Annotated in this window: 19 protein-coding genes, 2 tRNA genes and 3 rRNA genes; 10 read left to right on the top strand and 14 right to left on the bottom strand. The window is 66.9% G+C overall.

Annotation, left to right across the window (positions count from 1 at the left end):
• Positions 1-70: 70 nt before the first annotated feature.
• Positions 71-1495, top strand: coding sequence for a BGTF surface domain-containing protein (locus tag MUG96_RS01980; protein ID WP_246986016.1), 1425 nt, complete (start codon positions 71-73; stop codon positions 1493-1495).
• A 1-nt stretch (position 1496) separates the two neighbouring features.
• On the opposite strand, the gene MUG96_RS01975 is transcribed toward MUG96_RS01980, so the two are convergent.
• From MUG96_RS01975 to MUG96_RS01965, 3 genes are all read right to left on the bottom strand, one after another.
• On the bottom strand, positions 1497-2099 hold the full coding sequence (locus tag MUG96_RS01975; RefSeq protein WP_246986014.1) for an ArsR/SmtB family transcription factor: 603 nt from the start codon (positions 2097-2099) through the stop codon (positions 1497-1499).
• A gap of 61 nt (positions 2100-2160) precedes the next feature.
• Positions 2161-3447: a S8 family serine peptidase gene (locus MUG96_RS01970; protein WP_246986012.1), complete on the bottom strand. Its 1287-nt coding sequence runs from the start codon at positions 3445-3447 to the stop codon at positions 2161-2163.
• Between the two features lie 48 nt (positions 3448-3495).
• A complete protein-coding gene (locus MUG96_RS01965) occupies positions 3496-4686 on the bottom strand; it encodes an outer membrane protein assembly factor BamB family protein (protein WP_246986011.1) in 1191 nt (396 codons plus the stop codon).
• A 209-nt stretch (positions 4687-4895) separates the two neighbouring features.
• Between MUG96_RS01965 and MUG96_RS01960 the strand changes: the two genes are divergently transcribed.
• The 4 genes from MUG96_RS01960 to MUG96_RS01945 all read left to right on the top strand — a co-directional run bounded on the left by MUG96_RS01960 (position 4896) and on the right by MUG96_RS01945 (position 7396).
• Complete coding sequence (locus MUG96_RS01960) at positions 4896-6053, top strand: hypothetical protein (protein ID WP_246986009.1); 1158 nt, start codon at positions 4896-4898, stop codon at positions 6051-6053.
• Positions 6054-6127: 74 nt separating this feature from the next.
• Positions 6128-6415, top strand: coding sequence for a hypothetical protein (locus MUG96_RS01955; RefSeq protein ID WP_246986007.1), 288 nt, complete (start codon positions 6128-6130; stop codon positions 6413-6415).
• Positions 6416-6667: 252 nt separating this feature from the next.
• On the top strand, positions 6668-6889 hold the full coding sequence (locus MUG96_RS01950) for a UPF0175 family protein (RefSeq protein WP_246986005.1): 222 nt from the start codon (positions 6668-6670) through the stop codon (positions 6887-6889).
• Positions 6890-7396: a PIN domain-containing protein gene (locus tag MUG96_RS01945; protein WP_246986003.1), complete on the top strand. Its 507-nt coding sequence runs from the start codon at positions 6890-6892 to the stop codon at positions 7394-7396.
• A gap of 136 nt (positions 7397-7532) precedes the next feature.
• Here MUG96_RS01945 and MUG96_RS01940 read toward each other — a convergent pair.
• The 7 genes from MUG96_RS01940 to MUG96_RS01910 all read right to left on the bottom strand — a co-directional run bounded on the left by MUG96_RS01940 (position 7533) and on the right by MUG96_RS01910 (position 15424).
• Positions 7533-7608, bottom strand: a tRNA-Cys gene (locus MUG96_RS01940).
• Between the two features lie 303 nt (positions 7609-7911).
• Complete coding sequence (locus MUG96_RS01935) at positions 7912-9114, bottom strand: acyl-CoA dehydrogenase family protein (RefSeq protein ID WP_246986000.1); 1203 nt, start codon at positions 9112-9114, stop codon at positions 7912-7914.
• Positions 9115-9230: 116 nt separating this feature from the next.
• Positions 9231-9352 (bottom strand): 5S ribosomal RNA (gene rrf / locus MUG96_RS01930).
• Positions 9353-9514: 162 nt separating this feature from the next.
• Positions 9515-12431: ribosomal RNA gene (locus MUG96_RS01925) — 23S ribosomal RNA — on the bottom strand.
• A gap of 252 nt (positions 12432-12683) precedes the next feature.
• Positions 12684-12755, bottom strand: a tRNA-Ala gene (locus tag MUG96_RS01920).
• 111 nt (positions 12756-12866) lie between these two features.
• Positions 12867-14338: ribosomal RNA gene (locus MUG96_RS01915) — 16S ribosomal RNA — on the bottom strand.
• The 16S, 23S and 5S rRNA genes sit together here with 1 tRNA gene alongside, the layout of an rRNA operon.
• A gap of 774 nt (positions 14339-15112) precedes the next feature.
• Positions 15113-15424, bottom strand: coding sequence for a non-histone chromosomal MC1 family protein (locus MUG96_RS01910; protein WP_246985999.1), 312 nt, complete (start codon positions 15422-15424; stop codon positions 15113-15115).
• 283 nt (positions 15425-15707) lie between these two features.
• On the opposite strand from MUG96_RS01910, the gene MUG96_RS01905 reads away from it, so the two are divergent.
• The gene (locus MUG96_RS01905) at positions 15708-15905 is read left to right on the top strand and encodes a hypothetical protein (protein ID WP_157513335.1); all 198 of its coding nucleotides are present in this window, start codon (positions 15708-15710) and stop codon (positions 15903-15905) included.
• Positions 15906-15952: 47 nt separating this feature from the next.
• Positions 15953-17005: a quinone-dependent dihydroorotate dehydrogenase gene (locus tag MUG96_RS01900; protein WP_246985997.1), complete on the top strand. Its 1053-nt coding sequence runs from the start codon at positions 15953-15955 to the stop codon at positions 17003-17005.
• A gap of 13 nt (positions 17006-17018) precedes the next feature.
• Here MUG96_RS01900 and MUG96_RS01895 read toward each other — a convergent pair whose 3' ends face one another.
• The 3 genes from MUG96_RS01895 to pdhA are packed head-to-tail and all read right to left on the bottom strand — an operon-like array spanning position 17019 to position 20825.
• Positions 17019-18689, bottom strand: a complete 1671-nt coding sequence (locus tag MUG96_RS01895) for a dihydrolipoamide acetyltransferase family protein (protein ID WP_246985995.1) — start codon at positions 18687-18689, stop codon at positions 17019-17021.
• A 2-nt stretch (positions 18690-18691) separates the two neighbouring features.
• The gene (locus MUG96_RS01890; RefSeq protein WP_256465418.1) at positions 18692-19690 is read right to left on the bottom strand and encodes an alpha-ketoacid dehydrogenase subunit beta; all 999 of its coding nucleotides are present in this window, start codon (positions 19688-19690) and stop codon (positions 18692-18694) included.
• Between the two features lie 40 nt (positions 19691-19730).
• Positions 19731-20825 (bottom strand): pyruvate dehydrogenase (acetyl-transferring) E1 component subunit alpha, encoded by a 1095-nt coding sequence (gene pdhA, locus MUG96_RS01885; RefSeq protein ID WP_246985993.1) that lies wholly within the window; start codon positions 20823-20825, stop codon positions 19731-19733.
• 229 nt (positions 20826-21054) lie between these two features.
• On the opposite strand from pdhA, the gene MUG96_RS01880 reads away from it, so the two are divergent.
• Positions 21055-21756 carry a hypothetical protein gene (locus MUG96_RS01880; protein WP_246985990.1) on the top strand — a complete coding sequence of 234 codons (702 nt, stop codon included), beginning with the start codon at positions 21055-21057 and terminating at the stop codon, positions 21754-21756.
• 3 nt (positions 21757-21759) lie between these two features.
• On the opposite strand, the gene lipA is transcribed toward MUG96_RS01880, so the two are convergent.
• The gene (gene lipA, locus MUG96_RS01875; RefSeq protein WP_246985988.1) at positions 21760-22734 is read right to left on the bottom strand and encodes a lipoyl synthase; all 975 of its coding nucleotides are present in this window, start codon (positions 22732-22734) and stop codon (positions 21760-21762) included.
• A 175-nt stretch (positions 22735-22909) separates the two neighbouring features.
• On the opposite strand from lipA, the gene MUG96_RS01870 reads away from it, so the two are divergent.
• Together MUG96_RS01870 and MUG96_RS01865 are read left to right on the top strand one after the other, a co-directional pair.
• Positions 22910-25246 carry a DEAD/DEAH box helicase gene (locus MUG96_RS01870; RefSeq protein WP_246988742.1) on the top strand — a complete coding sequence of 779 codons (2337 nt, stop codon included), beginning with the start codon at positions 22910-22912 and terminating at the stop codon, positions 25244-25246.
• Positions 25247-25470: 224 nt separating this feature from the next.
• Positions 25471-25710 carry a DUF8028 family protein gene (locus MUG96_RS01865; RefSeq protein WP_246985986.1) on the top strand — a complete coding sequence of 80 codons (240 nt, stop codon included), beginning with the start codon at positions 25471-25473 and terminating at the stop codon, positions 25708-25710.
• The last annotated feature ends 177 nt before the right edge of the window (positions 25711-25887 follow it).

Here is a 25887-nt window from a genome sequence, read left to right as displayed (position 1 = left end):
GGCCGGTAGCTTCAGGCGCGATTTCAGCGTCCGGTGGGGCTTTTGTACTCGGTGTTCGACTGACCGGTAGATGACACGAGTGGACGACGGCGGCAGCCGGCCTGGGCGGGCGCTCGCGGGGGTCGTGGCGGTCGCCGTCGCGGTCGTGGCGCTGACGGCCATCGCGTCGGGGAACGCAGTGGCCGTCGCGGACAACTCGACCAACGCCTCCTTCGTGACGGCGGGCGAGCGCCTGTCGCTCGACGCGAGCGCGAGCCAGGAAGTCGTCGTCGACACCTCGCTGTCCCAGGGTGCGGTCGTCACGCTCCGGATCAGGTCCACCGGGAGTAGCCCGTTCCTGCGCTCGCCGCAGGCGACGGTCGGTCCCGACGGCGAGGCCACCGCGCTCGTCGACCTGAGCGAGGTGCCCCCCGGGTCGACGTTCGAGGCGACGCTGTTGCACAACGGGACCGACCTCGCGTCCACGGTCGGCGTCGTCGGGGAGTGTGACCGCGACTGTGAAGGGACGCCGACGCCCGGGGACGACGACCCGGCGACCGGCGACGAGTGGCTCACGGACGCCATCGTCATGACGACCGAGGGTGAGACCGCACGCGTCCCGGTGGCCGTCCCCGACGATGGCCCGGTCACGCTCTCCATCGAGGGGGCCGGGTACCGCGTGACCGTGACCGGCCGGGACGAGAACGGCGACGGCCGGGTCGTGTTCCTGCTCGACACCACGGCCACGGGCCCCGGCAGGTCGCCGGTCATCGCCGTGGGGGACGACGAGGCGACGGTCCGCGCGGAGGAAACCGTCGACGGTCGCCTCGGCCCGGCGGACTACGACATGAGCGTCACCGACGGGACGGGGCCGAACGCGCCGGAGGTCGACGTCGGGACGCTCGTCGTCCGGGAGTGCACGGCCTGTCCGAGCGGCGACGACGCCGGCGGCGAGGACGACCCCGCGACCGGGACGCCGGACTGGCCCGACGACGAGTCGCTCCTGGCACGACCCGTCGTGCGAGCGCGACCGGGCGGGGCGGCACGGATTCCGCTGAACGTCCGGGACGCGGCGACCGTCGCCGTCGGGACCGAGGCGCAGGGCTACCGCCTCGAAGCGACGGTCCGCGACGAGAACGGTGACGACCGAATCGCGCTCCTCTTTTATCCGCACAACGCCGGCACGTCGGCACCGACGGTGGCGGTCAGCGACGCCGACAGCGTAACCGTCTCGCGGGAGACCGACCGCACCAGCCCGCTTCCCGCCGAGACGTACGACATCACGGTCTGGAACGGGACGAGCACGACGGGCGACGGCGACGGCGACGACGTGGGCGCACTCCAGGTCCTGAAGACGAACGGGTCGAACGCCACCACGCCGCGGGCGAGCCCGTCGGTCGAGCCGACCGATGGCGTCGGCGGTCAGCAGTTCGCCAGCGGCCTCGGCGCCATCGCGCTCGGCGGCGTCCTCGCCGTGGTCGGCATCGCCGTCGTCCTCGGAGTGACACGCTCCTGAACTACCGTTCCGTCGCCAGGACCACGACCGAGAGGACGAGCAGACAGCCGACGAAAAAGAGCAGACCGGGTTCGAGAACCTCGAAAATCAGCCAGGTGAGCGTCCACTCCGACGTGGCGCCGGGGCTCGCCGGTCCGACCGCGCCGGCCCCGTTCGGGCTGTCGACCAGCCGCTCTGCCCCCCACTGGACGAACAGGGAGGCCAGTCCCAGCACGGCCAGCCCGGAGACGACGTTCGACAGCGACCGCTCGACCCGCGGGCGGATGTCGTGGTTGCCGACGAACACGAGCGGGTCCGTCGCCGGCCCGTAGACCGTCATCTCGTTGCCCTTCTCCGAGTAGCGGGTGTCGATTGGTTCGACCAGCCCCGCGGTCTCCAGATTCGAGACGTGGTAGTTGACGTTCTGGACGGAGGTATCGACCCGCTCGGCGATCTCCGAGGGGGTCGCCGGCTTCTCGAACAGCGTCCGGAACATCGCCCGGCTCGTCTCCGAGGACAGCGCGTCGATGACCTCGTCGGTCTCCTCGCCGTCCACGTCGAGGACGCGGAGCTGCTCGTCCGGGCTCGCGGTCCCCGTCTGGAGGCGCTCGATCATGCTCGACATCGTTCTCGGTTCGAAGATCAGGCCGTGCTTACAAAGACCTCCCCCTGGCTACAAACACGATTTAACCCTCCGCGCTGGCGTTGCGTGCGGCCCGGACCGCCGCCCACGGTTCGACCAGGCCGTGGCCCGCGCCGAAGTCGGCTCCCTCGGGCCCCACGTCCACGGCCGTCCGCTCCAGGAGCGACTCGACCGCGGCGGGGTCGCGGTCCGGGTCGGCCTGCAGGAGCAGGGCGGCGACGCCGCCGACGTAGGGCGCGGCCGCCGACGAGCCGGTGAACCCCGGTGGCGTGCTGGAGACGTTGCGGTCGGGCGCGACCACGTCCACGCCGAGGCGGCCGTCGGCGGTGGGGCCGCGGGAGCTGTACGGCTCGGCGCGGGAGGCGTTCGGGTCGTACGCGCCGACGGTGAGGGCTTCGGGCGCGGTCCCCGGCGCGACGACGCTCCCGCTCGGGCGGACGTACTGGAGCCGGTGGGTCGGCGAGGACAGCTCCAGCCGCGCCCCCGTCGGCTCGTCGGGGCCGGTGACGCTGAGGTAGTAGGTGCCGGGCTGTGGACGGGCGACGATGCGCTCGTTGGGCACGTCGTCGCCCCGGTCGGGCTGGGAGCGGGCGACGAGTTGTGGCCCGTCACCGGTCGCGCGGTAGAGTTCGACGGTGTAGTCCTCGGCGGCGTGCTCGCGGTCCCAGGAGAGCCAGACGGTGACGCGGCGGCGCTCGCCGGCGAGGTAGTTCCGGGCCCCGCCGGCGAACTGGAGGCGGCCGTCGCGCACGTCGTCGTACCGGCCGACCCAGTGGCTCCGCCCGAGGTTGCCGGCCGGCGCGACGAAGACGGTCCCCGAGTCGGCGACGGCGCTCGCGAGGCGCGCGCTCTCGGCGCTCCCGTCGCCGGCGGTCCCGTAGAATGAGACGGGCGCGACGATCACGTCCACGTCCTTCGCGCGGAGCCAGCGGATCGCGTCCTCGTAGCTGCGGGGCGACTCGAAGGAGGCGAGATAGAGGTCCGCGTCGGGGGCGACGCGGGCGACGACCGACGCCGCGGCCGTCCCGTGGGCGTCCCGCCCGCCGTTGTCGACGGTGGCACCCGAACCGAACGCCCGGGCCGCGGCGACGTGCCCCCGGAGCGCCGGGGCCGCGGTGTCGAACCCGGTCACGTCGACGACGCCGACGCTGACGCCCTCGCCAGTGACGCCGGCGTCGTGGGCTCGCTCGAAGCGCGCCGAGCCGTTGTACGTGCTCTCGTTGCCACCACCGTCGAGGAGCGCCGGCGTCGCCAGCAGCCCGATGCCGGCCGTCAGGAGGAGGACACAGGGGACCGCGACCAGCAGGGCACGGCGGCGGTCGGCGCGCATCGCGTGGCCCCACGCACGCGACACTCCTATAGCCACCGACATCGCGAGTCAGGTGCCGTCGAACGCCAGCAGGTGGTGGGTGTCCGGCGCCGTCTCCGCGACGACGTAGAGCCGGCCGTCGTCGACGACCGGGCCGGGGCCGACGCGCCCGGCGAAGGAGCGCTCGAACCGGACGGCCGGCCCGGCCCCGCCGGACGGCGTCGGGTCGAGGGCCCACAGGCGGTCGCCGCCGACGAACAGCGTGTCGCGCCCGTAGCAGGGTGCGGTGTGGCGCCAGTCGCCCATCCCGTGGGTCCAGCGGGTCTCGCCGCTCTCGGCGTCGACCGCCGTGAGCGTCGACCCGTCCGCGACGACGACCTGGCCGGCCGCCACCGCGATTCCGCGTTCGGCCCACCCGGTGTCGGCGGTCCACAGGACTCCGCCGCGCGGGGCGCTGTCGTCACCGAGCGCGTAGGTCGTCCCGTCCCGGCAGGAGACGTACACGGAGTCCGTGTCGGCAGACGGCGGTGCCACCGGCGTCGCGGGCAGGCGCCAGCGGCGCACTCCGTGCCCGTCGTCGAGCCGGAGCAGGGACACCTCCCCCGCGGTTGTCGCCGCGACGACGGAGTGGCCCATGAACACTGGCGCGTGACCGAGTACCTCGCCGAACACGTCCCGCGTCCAGACCGTCTCCCGCGTCTCCGGGTCGACCGCGTGGACGGTCTCCCCGACGCCGAACACGAGCGGCCGGCCGGGGTACATCGACGGGGCGGCCGGCTCGCCGTCGACGGGAACCGCCCACCGTTCGTCACCGGACGCCGCGTCGAGCGCGCGGAGCGCGTCGGCATCGCCGTCGGCGACGTAGGCCGTCCCGTCGCGAACCAGCGGGGGGCGCTCGACCGCCGGAGCGCGCCACAGCGACGATCCGTCCTCGGCGTCGAACACGCGCAGCCCCTGGGGACCCGGCAGGAACACCCGCCCGCCGGCGACGACGGGCGCGCGCTGCTGGAGGGACGGGATCGCGACGCGCCAGCGCTCGGAGAGGCCGTCGACCGGGGCCCGCCCGTCGTGGACTTCCCTGGTGTTCGAGGCGTTACAGCCGAAACTGGACCACTCCCCGTCGGCGCCAGCGACGTGTCTGGTCGGGTCGAACGACGGGTCCGACGGCGTGGGCGGCCGGTCCGCCGTCGGCGAACTCCCGCAACCGGCGACGAGGGTGGCACCGCTCACTGCCGCGATGAATCTGCGTCTGGAGGGCATCGTTTCCACGTCTCACCGACGGGACCTATGTTTTTCGTCACCCGCCAGCGTCCTTGAGACGGCGTTCGGACCGCCGGCCGCGAGTGAGGCAATCGACCGGCGCTCGCCCCACGGAACCCCTTGGTTTCGGGTCGACAACCGCCAAAAATATCAACGATAGAGCAGTTTTACAGGAAGTGTTATAACTGAGGAAACAGGCGGGCACGCGTATGCAACGGCGCCGCTATCTGGCTCTGCTGGCAGTTACGTTCGCCGGCTGTAATTCGGCGAGCGACGGGGGGGACACGCCGGCCGCGGACGGCACCGGGACGCCGACGGCGACGCGGGGGACGGCAACGCGCACCTCGGCGCCCACCACGACGGACCCACCGACCGAAACGGCCGAGCAGCCGACCGAAACGGCCGAGCAGCCGACCGAAACGGCCGAGCAGCCGACCGAAACGACCGAGCAGCCGACCGAGACCGCGACGCCGGAACCCGACACGGCAGACCACATCGCGGACGCGCGGGAGGCGCTCTCGCGGGCCTACGACGCCTACCTCGAACAGGGTGGGGACGACGACTCGAGCGCGCGTTCGCTCAGGTACGTCGAATCCGGGTCGGGGTTCGACGCCGGCCCCGTCCGTCGGCGGACGACCCAGGCCGACGCCGCGCTCGACCGCGCCGCGGCCAGCGGCCCGTCCCGGAGCGAGGAGTCGCTCGTCGAGCGACTCCGCGACGTCGGGACCGCACTCGAACGCCTGGCGATTGCACAGGCCGCGGCCGCGGATGGATACGAGAGCGTCGACCGCGCCTTCGAGACGATCTTCGCCGACGAGGACGCGGGAGCGGCCCGACGACAGCTCCGGGACGCCGACAGCGCAGCCGACAGGATCTCCACGGCCGTCAACTCCCTCCGGACGAACGTCCGACCGGGGGATTTCGAGACGGTCTCGTTCATGGACGGCAGCGAGTACCGGGAGAAACGCGACCAGTTCGATGCCCTCGAGGCCGCCCTGGAGAACGACCTCCCCGACAGGCTCTCGGAACTCGGCGCCGGGTTCCGTGCCTTCGGCGACGGCGTCGACGCGTACAGCAAGGAGAACTACGCCGCCGCGTCCGGCTACCTCGACGACGCCGTCGAACAGTTCAACGTCGTCCGTTCGGAGTGGGACGTACTCGACGCCCCCGGAGCCCTCGGCGACCTCGTCGAAATCTTCGGCAACAGACTCGCCACGCTCGTCGAAGGCACCGAGGACCTCTCCACGGCCGCGACCGAGTTCCAGAACGGGAGCGGCGCAGTCGAGCAGCTCATGGCGAAACAGACGTACAGGGAAGACGACACCGTCGCCGAGATGCCGACCGTCCAGCGCATCCTGGACCTCTGATCGTGGCGTGGAACGCTCCGCGGACAGTGGAACGAAGTCTTTAATTCGTTTCTCGGTACATTTCTGTACGATCGATGTTGAACGGAGACGGAATCGGACGGCGTCTCCTCCTCGTCGCCGTCCTCCTGCTCGGACTCGTCCTCGGGGTCAGTAGCCTTGGCTCCGTGGTCGGTGCCGATAGCGACGGGTCGCCGATCCCCGCGTTCGGCATCGAGATTCACATCCCGGGACCGAGCGTCTCCCTCGACGGTCCCGGTAGCGACAACGGAACATCGTCGCCGCCTGGCGTTTCGCCGCTCCCGGTCGCACCCGACCCCGAACCCGACCGGTCCGACGACGGCGTAACGCTGGCGCGCTCCTGACGCCCGCTCGGCGGTGGCAGATTGCCGTGGCTGTCGCTCGCGACGTGGTGTCTCAAGCCAAGGGCCCGAATTGAGGCAGGTTTTCAAGTAAGATGAGTGGTTGCGCCAGATAAATTCACCACGTAACACACCAGAAAAACGGTTGAACAGGGGCTTTAGCCTTGAGTTGTAAGGGAAAGATGAATGCAAATTCTTCGATTCGGGAACGACCCACGATAGATTATTACGCCCGTAGACCCGACATATGCGTAGATGGCGTCCACCAGTCGCGAACCGACCGACGAGCTGGCGACCGCCGTCGGGCAGTACGTGCTCGGTGAACTCTCGCTCGCTCGAGCCGCCGAAGAGGCGGGTATGTCTCGCTGGGAGTTCGAGGAGCTACTGGAGGACGCGGGGTTCACGTCACTATACGGTCCACGCACGGACGACGAGTTACAGCGGGAACTCGACGTGGCGCGAGACCGCGACGAATAGATGCCGGACGAACACCCGGACCCGCTCTTTCTCGACGCGACCGTCATCAGCAATTTCGCCAGCACGGACTCGATCGAGTTCCTCGTGCCGGTGCTCGAATCACCAGTGGTCGTACCAGCGGTCCGTGACGAAATCGAACAGGGGCGACAGTTCGGACACGACTACCTCGACAGCGCAGTGGAAGCGTTCGGGGATGGGCTTCGCGTCAGTGACGTCTCACCTGAAACGGAGGGTGAGCAGTTCCGCGAGCGACTCGATGCTGGCGAGGCGGACGCGTTACGCGGTGCAGTCGAGCACGATGGGACACTTGCGACTGACGACCTTGCTGCACGCCGCCTCGCGGACGACCGGGACGTGCCAGTCACCGGGTCGATCGGCATACTCGTGCTCGGCATCGAACGTGGACACATCGACAGAGAAACGGCGGACGAATGGCTCGATACGTGGCGCGAAACGCGTGGCTACTACGCCCCCGTCGAAAGCGTCGCGGAAGTCCTCGACGAGTAGCGCCATCTCTGAGGAAAGTGAGAGGATGAGACTCCTCCAGCACGTGGCCACCATGTGTGCCTCTCGGAGCTCGATCGTATCGCACCCAAAAAGACACCTACCGGTAGTCGTCTTGGGCTTTAGGGAAACGTGTGAGAGCCAAGGGCCGGATTTGAACCGGCGATGATCCGCTCTGCAGGCGGACGCGTTCGGCCAGACTCTGCCACCTTGGCGCAGTCGACAGTATCCGAGGAATCTGTTTAAGCGTAGCGGTCTGGCGTGGCGACGAAAAAACCAGCATCCGCCGAGCGCGAGGCGGTTCACCGGACGCGAGTGTGCCGAGCGTCCGGCAGTTTTTCGCCACCGGAAGACGCACTCCGTTCGTCTTCCGAGCTGCTCAGGAACGCGACGCGTTCCTGGCGTCACGGAAATTTTCGATTTCCGTACGAACCCGTTCGTTCCCGCCGGTCACTCACGGGAGCCACGTTTTCGCCGCGAGTGGTGGCCGGAGGCCACCCGAGCGGGAAAATGGTGGTTTAGTAGGAGCGGGGCAGCCCCAGCGTGTGCTCGGCGATGTGGTTGCGCATCATCTCCGAGGAGCCCGGCGCCACCGTCGCCAGCCTGCTCCCCTTCCAGAGTTCGATCACCATGTAGTCACGGCTGAACCCGTTGCCGCCGTGTGTCTGGACGGCCACGTCCGTCGCCTCGTGGCCCGCCTCCGTCGCACGCAGTTTCGCCAGGTTGGACACTTCCGAGGTCTTCTTCGGGTCCGACGTGTTGTCCATCATCCACGCCGCCTTTTGAACCAGCAGTTTCGCCGCCTCCAGTTGCGAGTACGACTCCGCCAGCGGGTGCTGGATCGCCTGGTGCGCCCCGATGGGCTGGTCGAAGACGTTCCTGTCTTTCGCGTACTCGACCGCGCGATCCAGCGCGTTCCGACCGATGCCGATCGCACCCGCCGACCCCACGAGCCGCTCGGGGTTTACCGTATCGAACAACTGGTACAGCCCCATCTCCTTCGTCCCGATGATGTCCTCCTCGCTCGCCACGTAGTCGTCGAGCGACAACTCGAACTGTTTTTCCGGCGTCGGAATCCCCACGTCCAGTTCCCGCCGCTCGATGTTCGGGTCCTGTGGGTCCGCCAAAAACAGCGTAATCCCGTTCGTCCGCTTGTCCACCTCCTCCTTCGGCGTCGTCCGCGCCACCAGCAGCATCTTGTCCGCGCGGTCGACCCCGCTGATCCACTGCTTCGAGCCGTTTATCAGGTACGACCCGTCGTCTTGCTGGTCGGCGAACGTCTCCATGTTCGGCGCGTTGTGCCCCGCGTTCGGTTCCGTCAGCGCCATACAGAACTTCAGGTCACCCTCGACCAGCGGCCGCAGGAGCTCCTCTTTCTGTTCCTCGGACCCGTGTTCCGTCAGCGTCACCGCTCCGAACACCACGTTCACCACGAACAGCATCTCCGCCCCGAGACAGCCGTTAGCGACCAGTTCCTCGACGACCGTCACCAGTTCCTGGACGCCCATCCCCTCGCCGCCGTACTCCTCCGGCACCGTCGTCCCGAGAAAGCCCGCGTCCGCACAGTCCTGCCAGAACTCCGTCGGCGCACGCTTCTCGTCCGTCACCGTCCGCCAGTAGTCGTCGTCGTAGTTCGACGCGACCTCCCGCGCCGTCTCCCTGATCATCCTGTGTGTCTCCGTCTCGGCGAACCCGGGGTCCGGGGACTGTGTGACAGTCATACACACGTCGTGGGGCTACGGGAGCATAAATGTGGGAACTCTCAACCGAAGTGCTGTTGCTGGGTGTTCGAAATGAAAAACCCCCACCAGCGGACGCTGGTGGGGGTTGAATGAATGGCAGGCGGCGAACCGGGTCTCCCAGAGGCTCGCGCACTCCAGTAGGCCCCGGAACGCTGGCGGGCTTATCTTCCGTGTTCGGGATGGGTACGGGAGTTGCCCCGCCGCTGTGGCCGCCTTAACGCCGACTCGCGGAGTCGAACCGCGATGCTCCAATGTCGGTGTCTCGAACTGCGTGCGCAGTTCGAGGCTTGAAAGGCTCTCGGCTTTCAGTGGTGTAACCGTGTAGTACGTGCGATCCAGTTTGCGCCTGGACTCGTGCAATCGAGTCTGCAGCGCGGATGAATGGTGGCTTCGATCTGTTAGTGCTCGCGGGCTAAACACCTCGTCACCTCGGTGCGTACACCCCGAGTCTATCGAACTCGTCTTCTACGAGTGATCTCGGCGGTACCTCTTTTCCAGGTGGGTTTCGAGCTTAGATGCGTTCAGCTCTTACCCCGTGTCGCGTGGCTGCCCGGCACATGCCCTCTCGGACAACCGGTACACCAGTGGCGACCATCCGTAGTTCCTCTCGTACTATACGGACGTTCCCGTCAGGTACCATGACACCCCCAATAGATAGCAGCCGACCTGTCTCACGACGGTCTAAACCCAGCTCACGACCTCCTTTAATAGGCGAACAACCTCACCCTTGCCCGCTTCTGCACGGGCAGGATGGAGGGAACCGACATCGAGGTAGCAAGCCACCGGGTCGATATGTGCTCTTGCCGGTGACGACTCTGTTATCCCTAGGGTAGCTTTTCTGTCATCAATGGCCCGCATCAAGCAGGCGCATTGGTTCGCTAGACCACGCTTTCGCGTCAGCGTCCCTCGTTGGGCGGGACACTGTCAAGCCATCTTTTGCTCTTGCGCTCTTCTCCGGGTTCCTGTCCCGGATGAGATGGCCTTAGGGCGCGCTCGATATCTTTTCAAGCGCGTACCGCCCCAGTCAAACTGCCCGGCTATCGGTGTCCTCCTCCCGGAGTGAGGGTCACAGTCACTGACGGGTAGTATTTCACTGATGCCTGGGTGATCCGCTAGCGCGGGTACCTCTGTAACGGCTCCTACCTATGCTGCACATCAGCGACCATGTCCCAGCGACAGCCTGCAGTAAAGCTCCATAGGGTCTTCGCTTCCCCTTGGGGGTCTCCAGACTCCGCACTGGAACGTACAGTTCACCGGGCCCAACGTTGGGACAGTGGCGCTCTCGTTAATCCATTCATGCAAGCCGCTACTGAAGCGGCAAGGTACTACGCTACCTTAAGAGGGTCATAGTTACCCCCGCCGTTGACGGGTCCTTCGTCCTATTGTACTAGGTGTTCAGATACCCGCACTGGGCAGGATTCAGTGACCGTACGAGTCCTTGCGGATTTGCGGTCACCTATGTTGTTACTAGACAGTCGGAGCGCCCGAGTCACTGCGACCTGCTCGTTTCCCGAGCAGGCATCCCTTATCGCGAACTTACGGGACTAACTTGCCGAATTCCCTAACGTCGGTTGCTCCCGACAGGCCTTGGCTTTCGCCGCCACGGACACCTGTGTCGGATCTTGGTACGGACTCTCTGCTCCCTTTTCACGGGCCCCAGGTTGAACCAGCTTGCGCTATCCCGCCGTTCGTCCGCTTCGTGCCGTTACGGCTTCCACGGATTTGGACGGTTCGACCGGGCGAAGGCCCGGCCTGGTCGACCCCGAGGCGTCGGTTTCACTGCAGAGAGGCACTGGAATATTAACCAGTTTCCCTTTCGTCCTACTCGAATTACGATAGGACTTAGGACCGGCTAACCCTCGGCTGTCGAACAGTGCCGAGGAAACCTTGTCCGTTCGGCCGTCGGGATTCTAACCCGACTATCGCTGCTACTATGACCAGGATTTTCGTCACCGATCGGTCCACGCGAGCTCTCGCCCGAGCTTCCACCCAATCGGAGCGCCGACCTACGCGATCGCCCGACAAAGGGCGCGGTCAGGTCTCGGTGGTGGACTTGAGCCCCGATCATTTTGGGCGCCCCGAACCTCGGCCGGTAAGCTGTTACGCTTTTCTTAGAGGGTAGCTGCTTCTAAGCTCACCTCCCGGCTGTTTAGGGCTCGGGACCACCTTCAATCGCACTTAGTCCACACTTTGGGACCTTAACCCGACTCTGGGTTGTCTCCCTCACGGTGCACAGGCTTACCCCGCACACCGGACTCCCCGCGTCGACAGCGTCCGTAGGTTCGGAGTTTGACAGCCGAGCCGACTCCTCTCGGAGGCGGACACGGCAATCAGTCTCTCTACCCCACGGACTACCTCGGCGGAGGTCATGCTTCGACATGTTTCGGTCGGAACCAGCTGTTTCCGGGTTCGATGGGCCTTTCACCCCTATACGCAGGTCACGAGAGGGTATTGTAGGACACCAACTCTAACAGGCTTCCACGCGCCTTTCGGCACGCTTCACCTTGCCCGCGCATAGATCACCCGGTTTCGGGTCGTACCCGTTTGACTCCCCGCGCTTGAACACGGCGGCCCTGGCGCAAAGCGCTGCGGCCATGTCGGTTTCCCTGTGCCTTCCCCGATAATCGGGTTAGACTCGCCAAACAAGTACACTCCCTGGTTCGTTTTTCAAAACGTACGACGGAACACCGGCTTCCCGTGGGTCCTACTGGAGGATCGCTCCTCGGTCGTTTTCCACGGGACCTTTCATGCCCCGTCGCTCCATCACCAACTGATTTCAAGCCCTATTGCACCTCCCTTCTGAGGGTGCTTTTCAGCGTTCGCTCACGCTACTTGTTCACTATCGGTCTCAGGTCGTATTTAGCCTTGGCAGTCGATGCCTGCCATCTTCACGAGGGATTTCCAACCCCCGATACTCTGGAACTGACGCACACCGTACTGGCCTCGATTACGGGGTTGTCACCCTGTATCACGCTCCGTTCCAGGAGACTTCGTCGAGACGATCCGGTGATGAGAGTCAGCCCGAACACCACATTGCCCGAAGGCTTCGGTTTGGGCTGTGTCGCGTTCACTCGCGGTTACTGACGACATCACATTCGTTTTCTTTTCCTGTCCCTACTGAGATGTTTCAATTCGGGACGTTCCCCATTGCGCAAAGCAATTGCGAAGAGGATTCCTATTAGGAGATCCGTGGTTCTTCCCCTCCGTGCGGGTCCCCACGGCTTATCGCAGCTTGGCACGTCCTTCGTCGGCGCCTGAGCCGAGCTATTCACCAGCTGGCATAGTAGCCATTGGTTGGTTCGCTGTCACACGAACCGGATGTGACTCGGAAATGATTCCAAGTCGACGTCGCTGGAGACTCGAACTGCACGAGTCCAGTGGACGCCTGGATCGCACGTACACACAGTTTCATCTGCACGCCCGGTGGTCGCGGTGCGTGCATCAACCCTTCCCACCCACGTTCACACGGAGTGGTGCATCGGTCTGCCGTACCTGTTCGCAACGCCCTGTCCCACTTAAGGGACACGGATTGGAACGGGCACGGGGTATGGACCCACTGGGATTTGAACCCAGGGCCTCCGCCTTGCAAAGGCGGCGCTCTGCCGCTGAGCTATGGGCCCGATCCGCCGTACAATGTCAGCCCTGGCAGTTCATAGGTGCCCGGTCGGTTCGAGCGCGTCGATATCCATACCCGAAAGGTGGGCTGAGGCGAAGCCTCAGTCCCGATCAGTAGGAGGTGATCCAGCCGCAGATTCCCCTACGGCTACCTTGTTACGACTTAAGCCCCCTTGCGAAGCCCAGATTCGACCATCGCATGATGGCCTCATCCGGACCTCACTCGGGTGCTTTGACGGGCGGTGTGTGCAAGGAGCAGGGACGTATTCACCGCGCGCTTCTGACACGCGATTACTACCGAATCCAGCTTCATGCGGGCGAGTTGCAGCCCGCAATCCGAACTACGACCGGGTTTCGGAGATTAGCGCCCCCTCTCGGGGTGGCTTCCCACTGTCCCGGCCATTGTAGCCCGCGTGTTGCCCAGCACATTCGGGGCATACTGACCTACCGTTGCCCGTTCCTTCCTCCGCTTTGGCAGCGGCAGTCCTCCTAGTGTACCCAGCCATCGCAAGATGCTGCTGGCAACTAGGAGTGCGGGTCTCGCTCGTTGCCTGACTTAACAGGACGCCTCACGGTACGAGCTGACGGCGGCCATGCACCTCCTCTCAGTAGCTCGGGTAAGGTCATCAACCTGACCGTCACAACTACTGTCGGTGCTGGTGAGATGTCCGGCGTTGAGTCCAATTAAACCGCAGGCTCCTCCGGTTGTAGTGCTCCCCCGCCAATTCCTTTAAGTTTCATCCTTGCGGACGTACTTCCCAGGCGGCTCACTTCACGGCTTCCCTACGGCACAGCGCAGGCTCGTAGCCTGCGCCACACCTAGTGAGCATCGTTTACGGCTAGGACTACCCGGGTATCTAATCCGGTTCGAGACCCTAGCTTTCGTCCCTCACCGTCGGGTCCATCTTCCTGAGGCGCTTTCGCCACCGGTGGTCCGTCCAGGATTACGGGATTTCACTCCTACCCCGGACGTACCCCTCAGGTCTTCTGGCCCCAAGCCAATCAGTTTTCGCCGGACGCCTGCCCGTTAAGCGGGCAGATTTCCCGACGAACTTGATCGGCCGGCTACGGACGCTTTAGGCCCAATAATAGCGGCCATCACTCGTGCTGCCGGTATTACCGCGGCGGCTGGCACCGGTCTTGCCCAGCACTTGTTCCTGTACCACCTTACGGTGCAGAAAAGCGAGGACTATATGCCCTCGCACTCGGAGTCCCCCTATCGCACTGTCGTGCAGTGTAAAGGTTTCGCGCCTGCTGCGCCCCGTAGGGCCCGGTATCTTGTCTCAGATACCGTCTCCGGGCTCTTGCTCTCACAACCCGTACCGATTATCGGCACGGTGGGCCGTTACCCCACCGTCTACCTAATCGGCCGCAGCCACATCCTATGGCGCCGGAACGTTTCCAGCTCCCTGCTGTTCCAGCATGGGAGCCGTATTCGCGATTAGCCTCAGTTTCCCGAGGTTATCGCGATCCATAGGGTAGTTTGGCCACGTGTTACTGAGCTATCTGCCACGGGTCTAAACCCGTGCGACTAGCATGGCTAAATCGGACTCCGATAGCAATGGCCTCCGGCAGGATCAACCGGAATGTCCCCTGGGAAACCCAGGGGGGTTAGGCGGGCACACACTCGAAACGAGTGTGTACTATCGAAGGTATGGTGTTCGACGACACACGGACCGACCGAGTGTCACCGAACTGCCAGGGCTAACATCAGATCCCATCTATACGGCGGACCGCAGGGGTGGAATCCTCATTCACTTCGGACCTAACTGTACACCGAGAAGGGTCATAAACCCTTCGGAGTGTGTCGGTCCGAGCGGCCGGTGGTATCGGCCCCGGCCAGGCCGCGTCTGCATCACATCCGAACACCCTGTTACACTTAAGGGCGTCGGTTCGGGGACGCCGGGAATCGCAACCCGGAGCCATCCTCCGTGTTTACCGTCGAGCCCTCGATCGCACTTAAGGGCTCCGATGCAGATCGCCGCCCGGCGGGGTCGACCCCACCGCGCCGCGTTCGTATTTCTACCGATGGGGGTGATACTCTTAAGCCCGTCGAACCACGGGCGCATCGTGACGAGATCCCATGACTGTGTCTCACGCGCGCCCACCGAAATGACACCCTGTTCACATGAGTGTTTTCTGGTAAGTCGGCCGGGCACGGATCGGGAGCTGTGCTCAACGGGACGGTCACGGAGGAATGGCACGTGGCAGGAGGCCGGCCGGTCATTCCCTGCGACGCTGGCGTGGTCGGGCCGGGTGGGAGCCACGCGTCCATCGGTTCGGCGGCCGGCAGGATAGGTGATTCGATGACTCGTTCGCACGCGTGCACGCGTGAAAGAGAAATGTACGACTCGGGAGGAGGTCAGATCTCTTCGAGGTGTTCGACACCCTGTTTTTCCACGTTGCCCTTCGTGATGACGCCAGGCATCCAGTCGGGCTTGTCGTCCGGGGCGTCCTCCTCCCAGGCCCAGCCCTCGTAGATGTGGACCTTGTGCGTCCCCTTCTCGCGGAGCCGCAGTGTCGTCCGGTCGGCGTTCGACTCGCTATCGGCCGGGTCGAGCCGCCGTGCCGCCTTCAGTGCCGCCTGTCTGGGTGTGCCACCCGAGAACACACTGTCTTCCGTTCCGTCGTCGTCTCGAAGCGCGAAGTTGCGCTTATCCTGGTCACGTGCCATGGTTTTCGCCTCTCCGTGTCAATCCAGCACATGACCCATCATAAATATACCCCCCGAGGGCGTCGGTGTCGGGGACTAATTTTAAATAAGAGGACATAAACTGGTGGAGAGTTTCCCCGGAACACCCCCAGTATCGGGCGGTTTTCGCGGTAGATCGTGCGCGGCCGCGGTTCGCGCGCAGCGCTGTCGGCGTGTCTCGCCGGTCAGTGGAGCGCCAGCGGCGGTCGGTTCGCACGGTAAACTTAAGTATATCCTGTGGCGAACGACGACACAGGATAGCGCGATGGTGCGAAAAAAGAAGCTGAGTCCGAGTGGTGCCAAAGACGAGGATGGTGAGTACCACAACGTCCACATCAATCTGCACGAGGACGAACTCGCCGTTGCCGGCATGGATATCGGGGACGAGGTCTTCGTGCGGGTGCGTGATAACAAGATAATCATCCAGAAAGCCGATCCGGAGGACGTCGAACACGAGTTCTAGTCGGGCACTTTTTCTCACTGGACCGCCGAGATGAGCACGACTGTAGCGTGTTCTACGACCTCGCCAAACCACTGTTGTTTCGCCTCCCGGCCGAAACCGCCCACGGTCTCGGGCACCGCGCGCTCGAACTCGTGGACGACACGCCCCTCGCGCGCCCGCTGGCATCTCACTACACCGTCGACGACGAGCGGCTGCGCGTCGACGCGTTCGGCCAGTCGTTCCCCAACCCCGTCGGCGTCGCCGCCGGCTTCGACAAGAACGCCGAGATCCCCGGTGCCATCGCCGCGCTGGGATTCGGCCACGTCGAGGTCGGTGGCGTCACCGCCGAGCCACAGGGGGGCAATCCGCGGCCGCGGATGTTCCGCCTCCGCGAGGACGCGGCAATCGTCAACCGGATGGGCCTGAACAACGACGGCGCCGACACCGTGGGCGCCCGCCTGGCCGAAACCGACGTGGACGTGCCCGTCGGCGTCAACATCGCCAAGACCGAAACCGTCGACAGCGAGGACGCCCCCGCGGACTACCGCTACACCTACGAGCAGGTCGCCGAGCGAGGGGACTTCTTCGTCGTCAACGTCTCCTGCCCCAACTCGGAGGGGTTTCGCGAACTCCAGAACCGCGAGTCCATGGCGGCCATCCTCGGCGAACTGAAAGACGCCGGCGCGGCCCCACTCCTGGTGAAACTCTCCCCGGACCTGCCCGACCCGGCCGTCGCGGACGCGCTCGACCTCGTCGCGGAGCTCGATCTGGACGGCGTCGTGGCCGCGAACACGACGACCGACCGCCCCGACACACTCCGGAGCCCCCACCGCGCGGAGAAGGGGGGTCTCTCCGGGAAGCCCATCGAGGGGCGCGCGACGGAGATGGTCCGGTTCGTCGCCGAGCGGACCGACGTCCCCGTCGTCGGCGTCGGCGGCGTCGCGAGCGCCGAGGACGCCTACCGCAAAATCCGCGCCGGCGCCAGCCTCGTCCAGCTCTACACTGGTCTGATCTACGAGGGGCCGGGCCTCGCGCGGGACATCAACCGCGGCCTGCTGGAGTTGCTCGACGAGGACGGGTTCGACACCATCGAGGACGCCGTCGGTGCGGGCCTGGAGTGAGGAAAGCGGCGACCTACTCCAGCAGGAGCAGCGTCGGGTTCGCGAGGTACTCCATGAGCCGGTTGGTGAACTGCGCGGCCTCGGCCCCGTCGATGACGCGGTGGTCGATGGACAGCGAGAGCGGGAGGACGTGGCGCGCGACGACCTCGCCGTCGACGACCGTCGGCCGCTGTTCGAGCGATCCCAGGCCGAGGATGGCCGTCTCGGGATAGTTGATGATCGGCGTCGCGTACTCGCCGCCGATGGCCCCGAAGTTGGTGATGGTGAAGGTCCCACCCTGCATCTCCTCGCGGCTGATCGAGCGGTTGCGGGCCTTCTCGACGAGTTCGTTCGTCTCGGAGGCCAACTGGAGCAGCGACTTCTCGTCGACCGAATCGACGACCGGCACCATGAGGCCGGCGTCGGTCGCCGTCGCCACGCCGAGGTTGTAGTAGCCCTTCTTGACGATCTCCTCGTTCTCCTCGTCGAGCTGGGAGTTGAGAATCGGGAACTCCCGCAGGGCTGCGACGACGGCCTTCATGACGAATGGCAGGTACGACAGCGAGATGCCGCGCTCCTCGGCGCGGGGTTTGAGGTCCGCGCGAGTCTCGACCAGCGCGGTCACGTCCACGCGGTCGTGGTGGGTGACGTGTGGCGCGGTGTAGGCCGACTGCGCCATCCGGTCGCCGATGGTGCGACGGATGCCACGGTAGGGGATTCGCTCTTCCTCGCCGGCGGCGACGGCCGCGCCGCTAGCGGACCCGGCGTCCCCGGCGCCAGCCGAGATGGCCTCGGCGTCGGCGGCCTGTGCGGCCCGCTGGGACTCGGCGTACTCCCGGACCGCCTCGGGCGTGACGTACGGTTGGCCGTCCCGCTGCTCTGTCGCGGGCACCGCGTCGATGTCGACGTCCTCCTTCTCGGCGAGGCGGCGCGTCGCGGGCGCGGCCAGCGTGCGGTCGCGGTCGGCCGCGGTCCCGGCCGTCGACGCGTCGGCCGCCCCGGCGTCCGTCGCTGTGGCACCCGCCTCGTCGGGTTCGTCACCGTCGCCGGCCGTTCCGGCGGTCTCGGTGGCGGCCCCACTGGCCTCACCGACAGTCGCCGCGGTGTCCGCGGACTCGCCACCCGCGGTCGTCTCGGCGGCCGACCCGGTTTCGGCCTCCCCGGTCCCGTCGTCGCCGCTCGCCGCGGCGCGCACGTCCTCCTCGGAGACGCGGCCGGCGGGGCCGGAGCCCTCGACAGTAGTGATGTCGACGCCGAGCTCGCGCGCGACGCGGCGGGCGCTCGGGGACGCGAACACGCGGTCCGACCCCTCGGCCTCGGCGGTGGCCGTCTCGCGGTCCTCGCCGTCCGCGTCCCGCTCTGCGGCATCGCCGTCACCGACGCTCGCGTCCGTGGTGCTGTCGCCCGCACGTGACTCCGCGACTTCCTCGGGTTCGGCCTCGATGTCGGCGCCCATCTCGGCCTCGTCGTCTGGGTCGATGACGATGAGAACGGAGCCGACGGGGACGACCTCGCCGACCTCGGCGCGGATTTCCTTGACGTGTCCGTTTACCGGCGAGGGGACCTCGACGACTGCCTTGTCGGTCTCGACCTCGACGAGGGGCTGGTCCTCGGTGACGTGCTCGCCGGGACCGACGAGCCACTGGACGATCTCGCCCTCGGCGACGCCCTCTCCGACGTCGGGGAGTTCGAACTCGAAGGCCATGGTCAGAACTCGACCGCGTTCCGGATGCCGTCCTCGACCCGTGCGGCCTCCGGCAGGTAGTAGTCCTCCAGCGCGTACAGCGGATAGGGCGTGTCGAAGCCCGTCACGCGCTCGATCGGTGCCTCCTGGTAGAGCAGTGCCTCCTCCTGGAGCGTGGCGGTGATCTCGCCGGCCAGCCCCCCGGTCTTGGGGGCCTCGTGGACGACGACGCCACGCCCGGTCTTCTTGAACGACTCGACGATGGTCTCCTCGTCCATCGGCGAGAGCGTCCGGAGGTCGACCACCTCGGCGTCGATACCCTCCTCGGCGAGGTTCTCGGCGGCCTCCATCGTCGGGCGGGTCATCGCGCCCCAGGTGAACACGGACACGTCGGCCCCCTCGCGGCGGACCGCGGCCTCGCCCAGCGGGACGGTGTAGGTCTCGTCGGGCACCTCCTCGCGGAACGCCCGGTAGATGAGTTTGGGTTCGAGGAAGATCACCGGATCCGGGTCGCGGATGGCCGACGCGAGCAGTCCCTTCGTGTCCCGCGGCGTCGAGGGGATGACCACCTTCAGCCCGGGTTCGTGGACGAAGAAGGCCTCCTTGGACTCGGAGTGGTGTTCGGGCGCGCGGATGCCGCCGCCGTAAGGCGCCCGCACCACGAGCGGGCAGGTGAACCGCCCCCTGCTTCGGGTGCGCAGGCGGGCGGCGTGGGAGATGATCTGGTCGAAGGCGGGGTAGATGAAGCCCATGAACTGGATTTCGGGGACGGGGCGGAGGCCGTAGGCGGCCATGCCGACGGCGGTGCCGACGATGCCCGACTCCGCGAGCGGGGTGTCGATGACGCGGTCCCCGCCGAACTCCTCGATGAGGCCCTGGGTGGCGCGGAAGACGCCGCCGTTCTCGCCCACGTCCTCGCCCATCACGAGGACGTCGTCGTCCCGCTCCATCTCGCCGTAGAGGCCGTCTCGAACGGCCTGGACGAGGGTGAGGTTCTGTGTCGCCTCGGCTGTCTGACTCATGCGTCGGTCCTCCTCGATTGGGTGCGTGTCTCGGTCATGTTCACTCCAGGAGTTCGCTGTCGCCGTGTCGCTCCCTGACGCGCTCGAAGTACTCTAGCTGTTGCTGTAAGCGTTTGGGCATGTCCGCGTAGACGTGCGCGAACATCTCGTCGGGTTCGGGCCGCGCGACGGATTCGGCGGCGTCGATAGCGTCGGCCACGCGGTCGCGGTTCTCCTGCTCGATGGCGTCGACGCGCTCGTCGTCGAGCAGGCCCCGATCCCGCAGGAACCGTTCCAGCCGCGGGATGGGGTCTTTGGCCTTCCACTGTTCGACCTCCTCGTCGTCGCGGTAGACCGAGGGGTCGTCGGCGGTCGTGTGCGCGCCGAAGCGGTACTGCACGGCCTCGATCATCGTCGGCCCACCGCCGGCCGTGGCCTTCTCGACGGCCTCGCGGGCCACCGCGTAGGTCGCCAGCGGGTCCATCCCGTCGACCTGGACCCCCTCGAACCCGTAGGCCTCGGCTTTCTCCGCCAGCGTCTCGCTTCTGGTCTGTCGTTCGCGGGGCAACGAGATCGCCCACTGGTTGTTGTTGCAGAAGAAGACGGCCGGCACCTCGAAGACGCCGGCGAAGTTCATGCCCTCGTGGAAATCGCCCTCACTGGTCGCGCCGTCGCCGAAGTAGACCATGAAGGCCGCCGCCTCGTCGCGGAGGTCGGCGGCCCAGGCCGCCCCCGTCGCGTGCGGTATCTGCGTCGCGATGGGGACCGACAGCGTGAACATGTTCACGTCCTCGGGCATCGCGTTCCCGGATTCGTGGCCCATCCAGTACAGCAGGACCTGCTCGAGGTCGAGCCCGCGCACGATAGCGGCGGCGTGCTCGCGGTAGCTCGGGAACAGCCAGTCCGCGTCGTCGAGGGCCATCGCGCTCGCGACCTGTGCGCCCTCCTGCCCGGACATCGGGGGGTAGGTCCCCATCCGACCCTGTCGCTGGAGGGAGACGGCGCGCTGGTCGAAGTGCCGCCCGAGCGTCATCGCCCGGTACATCTCGACCAGCCGGCCGTCGTCGAGGTCGGGCACCGACGCGCCGTCCCGTACCTGCCCGTCCTCGTCGAGGACCTGGACCTGATCCGTCGGATCCCGCTGTAATACGCTCACGGAGAACACCTCATACGGGAACCGTCGCCTCGCTCACTCTTAGGATTTTCCCAAGTACCTTTCGCTGTCCCCCAATTTTGCCCGGACCAGCCGGGAACCGGGCGTCGACTCTCGCACCCGTAGCAGCCCGGAGTTTTTTGTCGCTCGCGTCACCTGTTGCCTGCATGACCGAATCGGACGGACAGTCGGTCAGTGATGCGGCGTGAGCGGACGACCATCCAGACGACGTGTGCTCCGTGCGAGCGCGGGGCTGACGGCCGCCGCCGGCCTCGCGGGCTGTTCGGGCGGCGGCGACGGAACCGACACGGAGGCGGACACGGACACGGCGACGGCGAGCGGGACCGTCTCGCTGGAACTGCCGGGCGGGTCGACGCGGTGTGTCGACCCCGTCGCGGGCGACGAACCGGTCGCGGACTACTACGCCTTCGACGCGGACGGGAACCGGAGCGCGAACGTCCCGGCGACGCTGATGGCGAACGACACGACGGTCACGTTCCTCTACCGGAACGGATCGGGCGGTGGCCTGCATCTCGTGGTCGTCCACGGCGACCCGGACAGCGAGGCCGCGGCGGACGGGGCCGCGCCGATGACCTTCGAGGGCGTCGACGGCGCCGAGTGGCAGGTCCAGGACGGCCCGCCGAGCGCCGTCCCCTATGCGACGCCGGACGGGAGCTTCGACGGCCCGGAAACCGCGCTCTGGAGCTGGCCGGCCGACCGCACCGACGGCGGCGCCCTCGGCCCGCTCGGCGAGGACTTCGAGGTCGAGGTCACCCACCTCGCGTCGGGGTCGGTCGGTGACACCACGCTCGAACGGTCCGGTGTCGACCGCTGGCTGTTCGTCGACGGGAGTGCCACGGGCGACCCCATCGAAGTCGCGACTTTCGGTGACGGTACGGACGTTTCTATCGGGCTCTCTGCGGGCTGTCAGTAACACCTACACCGACTTCGCGCGCTCGCGGGCCTGCTCGACGGACTCCCCCTCCCGGAGGACGCTCTCGACGAACAGTTCGCCGGCGCGGTACGAGGAGCGAACCATCGGGCCGCTGGCACAGTAGAGAAAGCCCAGTTCGTCCTCGGCGACCCGTTCCCAGGTGTCGAAAGCGTCGGGGTGAACGTACTCCGAGACTTCGAGGTGCGACCGGGAGGGCTGGAGGTACTGGCCGAGCGTCACCACGTCGACACCCACCGACCGCAGGTCCCGCAGGGTCCGGTACACCTCGTGGGCGTACTCGCCGACGCCGAGCATCAGGCTCGTCTTCGTGTAGATGTCGGACTCGCGGTCGACCTGCCGGAGGACGGAGAGGGACTGCTCGTAGCCGGCCCGGCGGTCCCGGACGGGCCACTGCAATCGGGGGACCGTCTCGACGTTGTGGGCAATCACGTCCGGTTCCGCGTCGATGATCTTCCGCACGAGTCGCTCTTCGCCCTGGAAGTCCGGGATCAGCACCTCGACGAGAATCGACTCGTCCCGGCGCTTGATCGCGCGGATCGTCTCGGCGAAGTGGCCCGCGCCCTGGTCGTCGAGGTCGTCTCGGTCGACGGAGGTCAGAACCACGTAGTCGAGGCCGATCTCGGCGACGGCGTCGGCGACGTTTTCGGGCTCGTCGGGGTCCAGCGGCTCCATGCCGCCGGTCTCCACGTCACAGAAATTGCACCCGCGGGAGCAGCGGTCACCCATGAGCATGAACGTGGCGGTGCCGTGGCCGCCCGGACTGTCGGTGGCCGCCTCGTCGTCCGGCGGCGCGTTCGCGCCGTCCGCGCCGCTCCAGCACTCCCCGAGGTTCGGGCAGTTTGCCTCCTCACAGACGGTGTGGAGGTCGTGGTCCCGAAGGATGGACTTGATCTCCGTGAACCGCTCGCCCGACGGCGGCCGCGACTTGAGCCAGTCGGGTTTCCGGGAACGACTCATTACCAGGGGGTCGGGGCCGTCGAGACAAAAGTGTAGGGTTCGTCGCGGTTCACGGCGCGGCGCGACCTGGTTCGGCACCGTCGTCGTCCGGTCGGACTGAACCGCGACGGAAACGCCTATACAGTCGGGACCCCCGGTTGTTGTCGTGGCAGAAAGCGCAGACGGGGAGCCGCAGGTGGCCGTCGCGGAGGTGCTGCCCGCGTTCGCCGACGCCTTCCCCTTCGAGTCGTTCAACCGGATGCAGTCGGCGGCGCTACCGGCGCTTCTGGACCGCGAGGACAACGTCGTCGTCAGCGCCCCCACCGCAAGCGGCAAGACCGCACTCGCCGAGATCGCGATCTGTAAGGCCCTCGAACGCGGCGGGACCGCGCTCTTTCTCGCTCCCCTGCGCGCGCTCACCAACGAGAAGGAAAGCGAGTGGGAGCGGTTCGAGGAGCTGGGCTACTCGGTGTACGTCGTCACCGGCGAGCGGGACCTGAACCCGCGCCGCGCCGAGCGCGCGGACGTGCTCGTGATGACCCCCGAGAAGGCCGACTCGGCGACCCGCAAACACGACTCGCCGCGCTACGGGTTCGTCACCGACGTGGACTGCTGTATCATCGACGAGGTCCACCTGCTCGACTCCGAGAAGCGCGGCGCGGTGCTGGAGGTGACGATCTCGCGGCTCCGCCGGCTCTGTGACCCGCGAATCGTCGCGCTCTCGGCGACCATGCAGAACGTCGACGACGTGGCCGACTGGCTCGACGCCCCGCCGGAGACGACCTTCTCCTTCGGCGACGACTACCGCCCCGTCCCGCTCGAAGCGGGCGTCAAGACCTACACCCACGGCGAGAACGCCTTCGCCGACAAGTACCGCCGGCTCTACCGTGCGCTCGACCTCGTGGAACCGCACGTCCGCGAGGACGGCCAGGGGCTGGTGTTCGTCTCCTCGCGCCAGGACACCGTGCAGGCGGCCAAGAAGACCCGCGACGAACTCGCCGAGCGGGACGTGCCCGTCGGCGCTCGCGGCGACTACGAGTTCCACCAGGACGCCGAGGCCATCGAGAACGAGACGCTCCGCCAGTCCGTGCTCGACGGCGTGGGCTTTCACCACGCCGGCCTCTCGAAAGGTGACAAGGAACTCGTCGAGCAGTGGTTCAAAGAGGGGACACTCTCCGTTCTCTTCTCGACCTCGACGCTGGCGTGGGGCGTGAACCTCCCCGCCCGGTGTGTCGTCATCCGCGACACCAAGCTCCACGACCCGCTGGAGGGGGAAGTGGACATGAGCCCGCTGGACGTGCTCCAGATGCTGGGGCGCGCGGGCCGACCGGGTTACGACGACCGGGGATACGCCTGGGTGGTCTGTGACGGCGCCGACGCCGACAAGTACCGGACGCTGTTGCGCGACGGGAAGGCCATCGAGTCGCGGCTGGCGGCGGAACTCGACGCCCACCTCAACGCCGAGATCGTCCTCGGGACGATCCAGGACATCGACGACGTGATGGACTGGATCGAGACCACCTTCTACGCGGTGCGGGCGCGGTCGGCCCCCGACCAGTACGAGTCGGAGGGCCAGCTCCGCGAGCGGGTCAGCGCCACCCTCGAGAGCCTGGTCGACCGGGGGTTCGTCGAGCGCGACGGGCTCGAAGTGTCGGCGACGCGGCTCGGGCGACTGGCCTCGAAGTTCTACATCCGGCTGGAGACGGCCGAGCACTTCGCGTCGCTGGCTCGCCGGGAGGCCTTCGACGAGGACGACGTGCTCCGGACGGTGGCGACGGCCGCGGAGTTCGACAGCGCGAGCGCGCGCCGCGACGAGCGCGACGCCGTCCGCGCGGTCCTGGGCGAGTTCGGCCGCGACCTCGACCCGGGCCAGCGGAAAGTGCTCGCCATCCTGCAGTCGAGTATGGAGGGGTCGACGCCGGCCGAGTTGCGGTCGGACGCGTGGGTCATCCGACAGAACGCCCTGCGCCTGCTGGCGGCCTGTCGGTCCTTCCTCGACCACTTCGACGGCGGGGCCGGCGCGAACCTCGCCCGCCGGGTCGAGGCGCGCATCGAACACGGCGTGAGCGCGGACGCGGTCGGGCTGACGGCCATCGACGGGGTCGGCTCGGGACGGGCCAGCCGGCTCGCCGCCGAAGGCCTCCGGTCGCCCGCCGACGTGCGCGCAGCCGGCGTCGAGGGACTGGTCGACGCCGGCCTCGCCGAGGGGGTCGCCGAGCGCGTCCACGAGAGCGCGCGGGCGCTCCCCGACCTCGCGTTCGACTGGGGGGCCTTCCCCGACCGCATCGCGGCGGGCGACAACGAGATGTGCGAGGTCACGGTACGGAACCGCGGCGACGGCGCCCGGGCGAGCGTCGACGTCACCGTCAACGGCGTCGAGATGACGGGCACGGACAGCTACCTCGGCACGGCGACGGTTCCCGTCGGCGTGTTCGGCGGCGACGCCGAGGAGTTGACGTTCGCGGTCGAGGTGAGCTACCCCGAACTCCCCCTCCAGCCGGTCGTCGAGACCCGAACGGTCGCCGTCGAGTGAGCGAGTGATGAGTGACCCGTACGAAACCGGGAAACGACCGTAGCAACCCGAATAAAATTTCTGGCCGATTCTCAGTCGCTCGTAAAACGTCACTCCGGGTCACGTGACGGGTCGTGAAAGGTTCGAACCGGTTAGTAAATCGAACGAAACGGGCCGAAATCGAGCTAGCGGTCGACCCTTTATATGATGGGGGCTGTCCAAGGGGTGAGTGCAGGAGGCCCACTATGTCATCCGCCCACTCAGACCGGTCCACGCCCGCGCACCGCAGGATTAGAGACGAGCCCCTCAGCGTCCTCTACACGCCCGTGCAGTTCGCCGGGTTCTGGACGGCAGTGCTGTTGCCGTTCGTCACTGCCCCGATGCTGGCGACGGGGCTGGCGAGCGAACACATGGTCGCGTTCGTCGCGCTGGTCGCCGCGAACCTGGTCGCGCTCGTGCTCGGACGCGACTACAACGCGGACTGACGACGCAGTGGGCCTCCGCCGCCCGGACGGCCCCGGTCCCGACCCCCACCCACCACACCGGTACCGACCCCCCGACCCCACTCTCCCCACGTCAACCCCATCCCACACCACACCCGCCCGCTCCCCACTCCCCGCCGCCCCCGTCCCTCCACGCGCTCCCGACACCATCCTCACGCG

The sequence above is a fragment of the Halorientalis marina genome, assembly GCF_023028345.1.
Taxonomy (GTDB): Archaea; Halobacteriota; Halobacteria; order Halobacteriales; family Haloarculaceae; genus Halorientalis; species Halorientalis marina.
This window is presented reverse-complemented; position numbering and strand designations above follow the sequence as displayed.

Bases quoted from the DNA above. Each gene is read 5' to 3' on its own strand.
- MUG96_RS01980 (WP_246986016.1), top strand. From the start codon at position 71: ATGACACGAGTGGACGACGGCGGCAGCCGGCCTGGGCGGGCGCTCGCG.
- MUG96_RS01975 (WP_246986014.1), bottom strand. From the start codon at position 2,099: ATGTCGAGCATGATCGAGCGCCTCCAGACGGGGACCGCGAGCCCGGAC.
- MUG96_RS01970 (WP_246986012.1), bottom strand. From the start codon at position 3,447: ATGCGCGCCGACCGCCGCCGTGCCCTGCTGGTCGCGGTCCCCTGTGTC.
- MUG96_RS01965 (WP_246986011.1), bottom strand. From the start codon at position 4,686: ATGCCCTCCAGACGCAGATTCATCGCGGCAGTGAGCGGTGCCACCCTC.
- MUG96_RS01960 (WP_246986009.1), top strand. From the start codon at position 4,896: ATGCAACGGCGCCGCTATCTGGCTCTGCTGGCAGTTACGTTCGCCGGC.
- MUG96_RS01955 (WP_246986007.1), top strand. From the start codon at position 6,128: ATGTTGAACGGAGACGGAATCGGACGGCGTCTCCTCCTCGTCGCCGTC.
- MUG96_RS01950 (WP_246986005.1), top strand. From the start codon at position 6,668: ATGGCGTCCACCAGTCGCGAACCGACCGACGAGCTGGCGACCGCCGTC.
- MUG96_RS01945 (WP_246986003.1), top strand. From the start codon at position 6,890: ATGCCGGACGAACACCCGGACCCGCTCTTTCTCGACGCGACCGTCATC.
- MUG96_RS01935 (WP_246986000.1), bottom strand. From the start codon at position 9,114: ATGACTGTCACACAGTCCCCGGACCCCGGGTTCGCCGAGACGGAGACA.
- MUG96_RS01910 (WP_246985999.1), bottom strand. From the start codon at position 15,424: ATGGCACGTGACCAGGATAAGCGCAACTTCGCGCTTCGAGACGACGAC.
- MUG96_RS01905 (WP_157513335.1), top strand. From the start codon at position 15,708: ATGGTGCGAAAAAAGAAGCTGAGTCCGAGTGGTGCCAAAGACGAGGAT.
- MUG96_RS01895 (WP_246985995.1), bottom strand. From the start codon at position 18,689: ATGGCCTTCGAGTTCGAACTCCCCGACGTCGGAGAGGGCGTCGCCGAG.
- MUG96_RS01890 (WP_256465418.1), bottom strand. From the start codon at position 19,690: ATGAGTCAGACAGCCGAGGCGACACAGAACCTCACCCTCGTCCAGGCC.
- lipA (WP_246985988.1), bottom strand. From the start codon at position 22,734: ATGAGTCGTTCCCGGAAACCCGACTGGCTCAAGTCGCGGCCGCCGTCG.
- MUG96_RS01865 (WP_246985986.1), top strand. From the start codon at position 25,471: ATGTCATCCGCCCACTCAGACCGGTCCACGCCCGCGCACCGCAGGATT.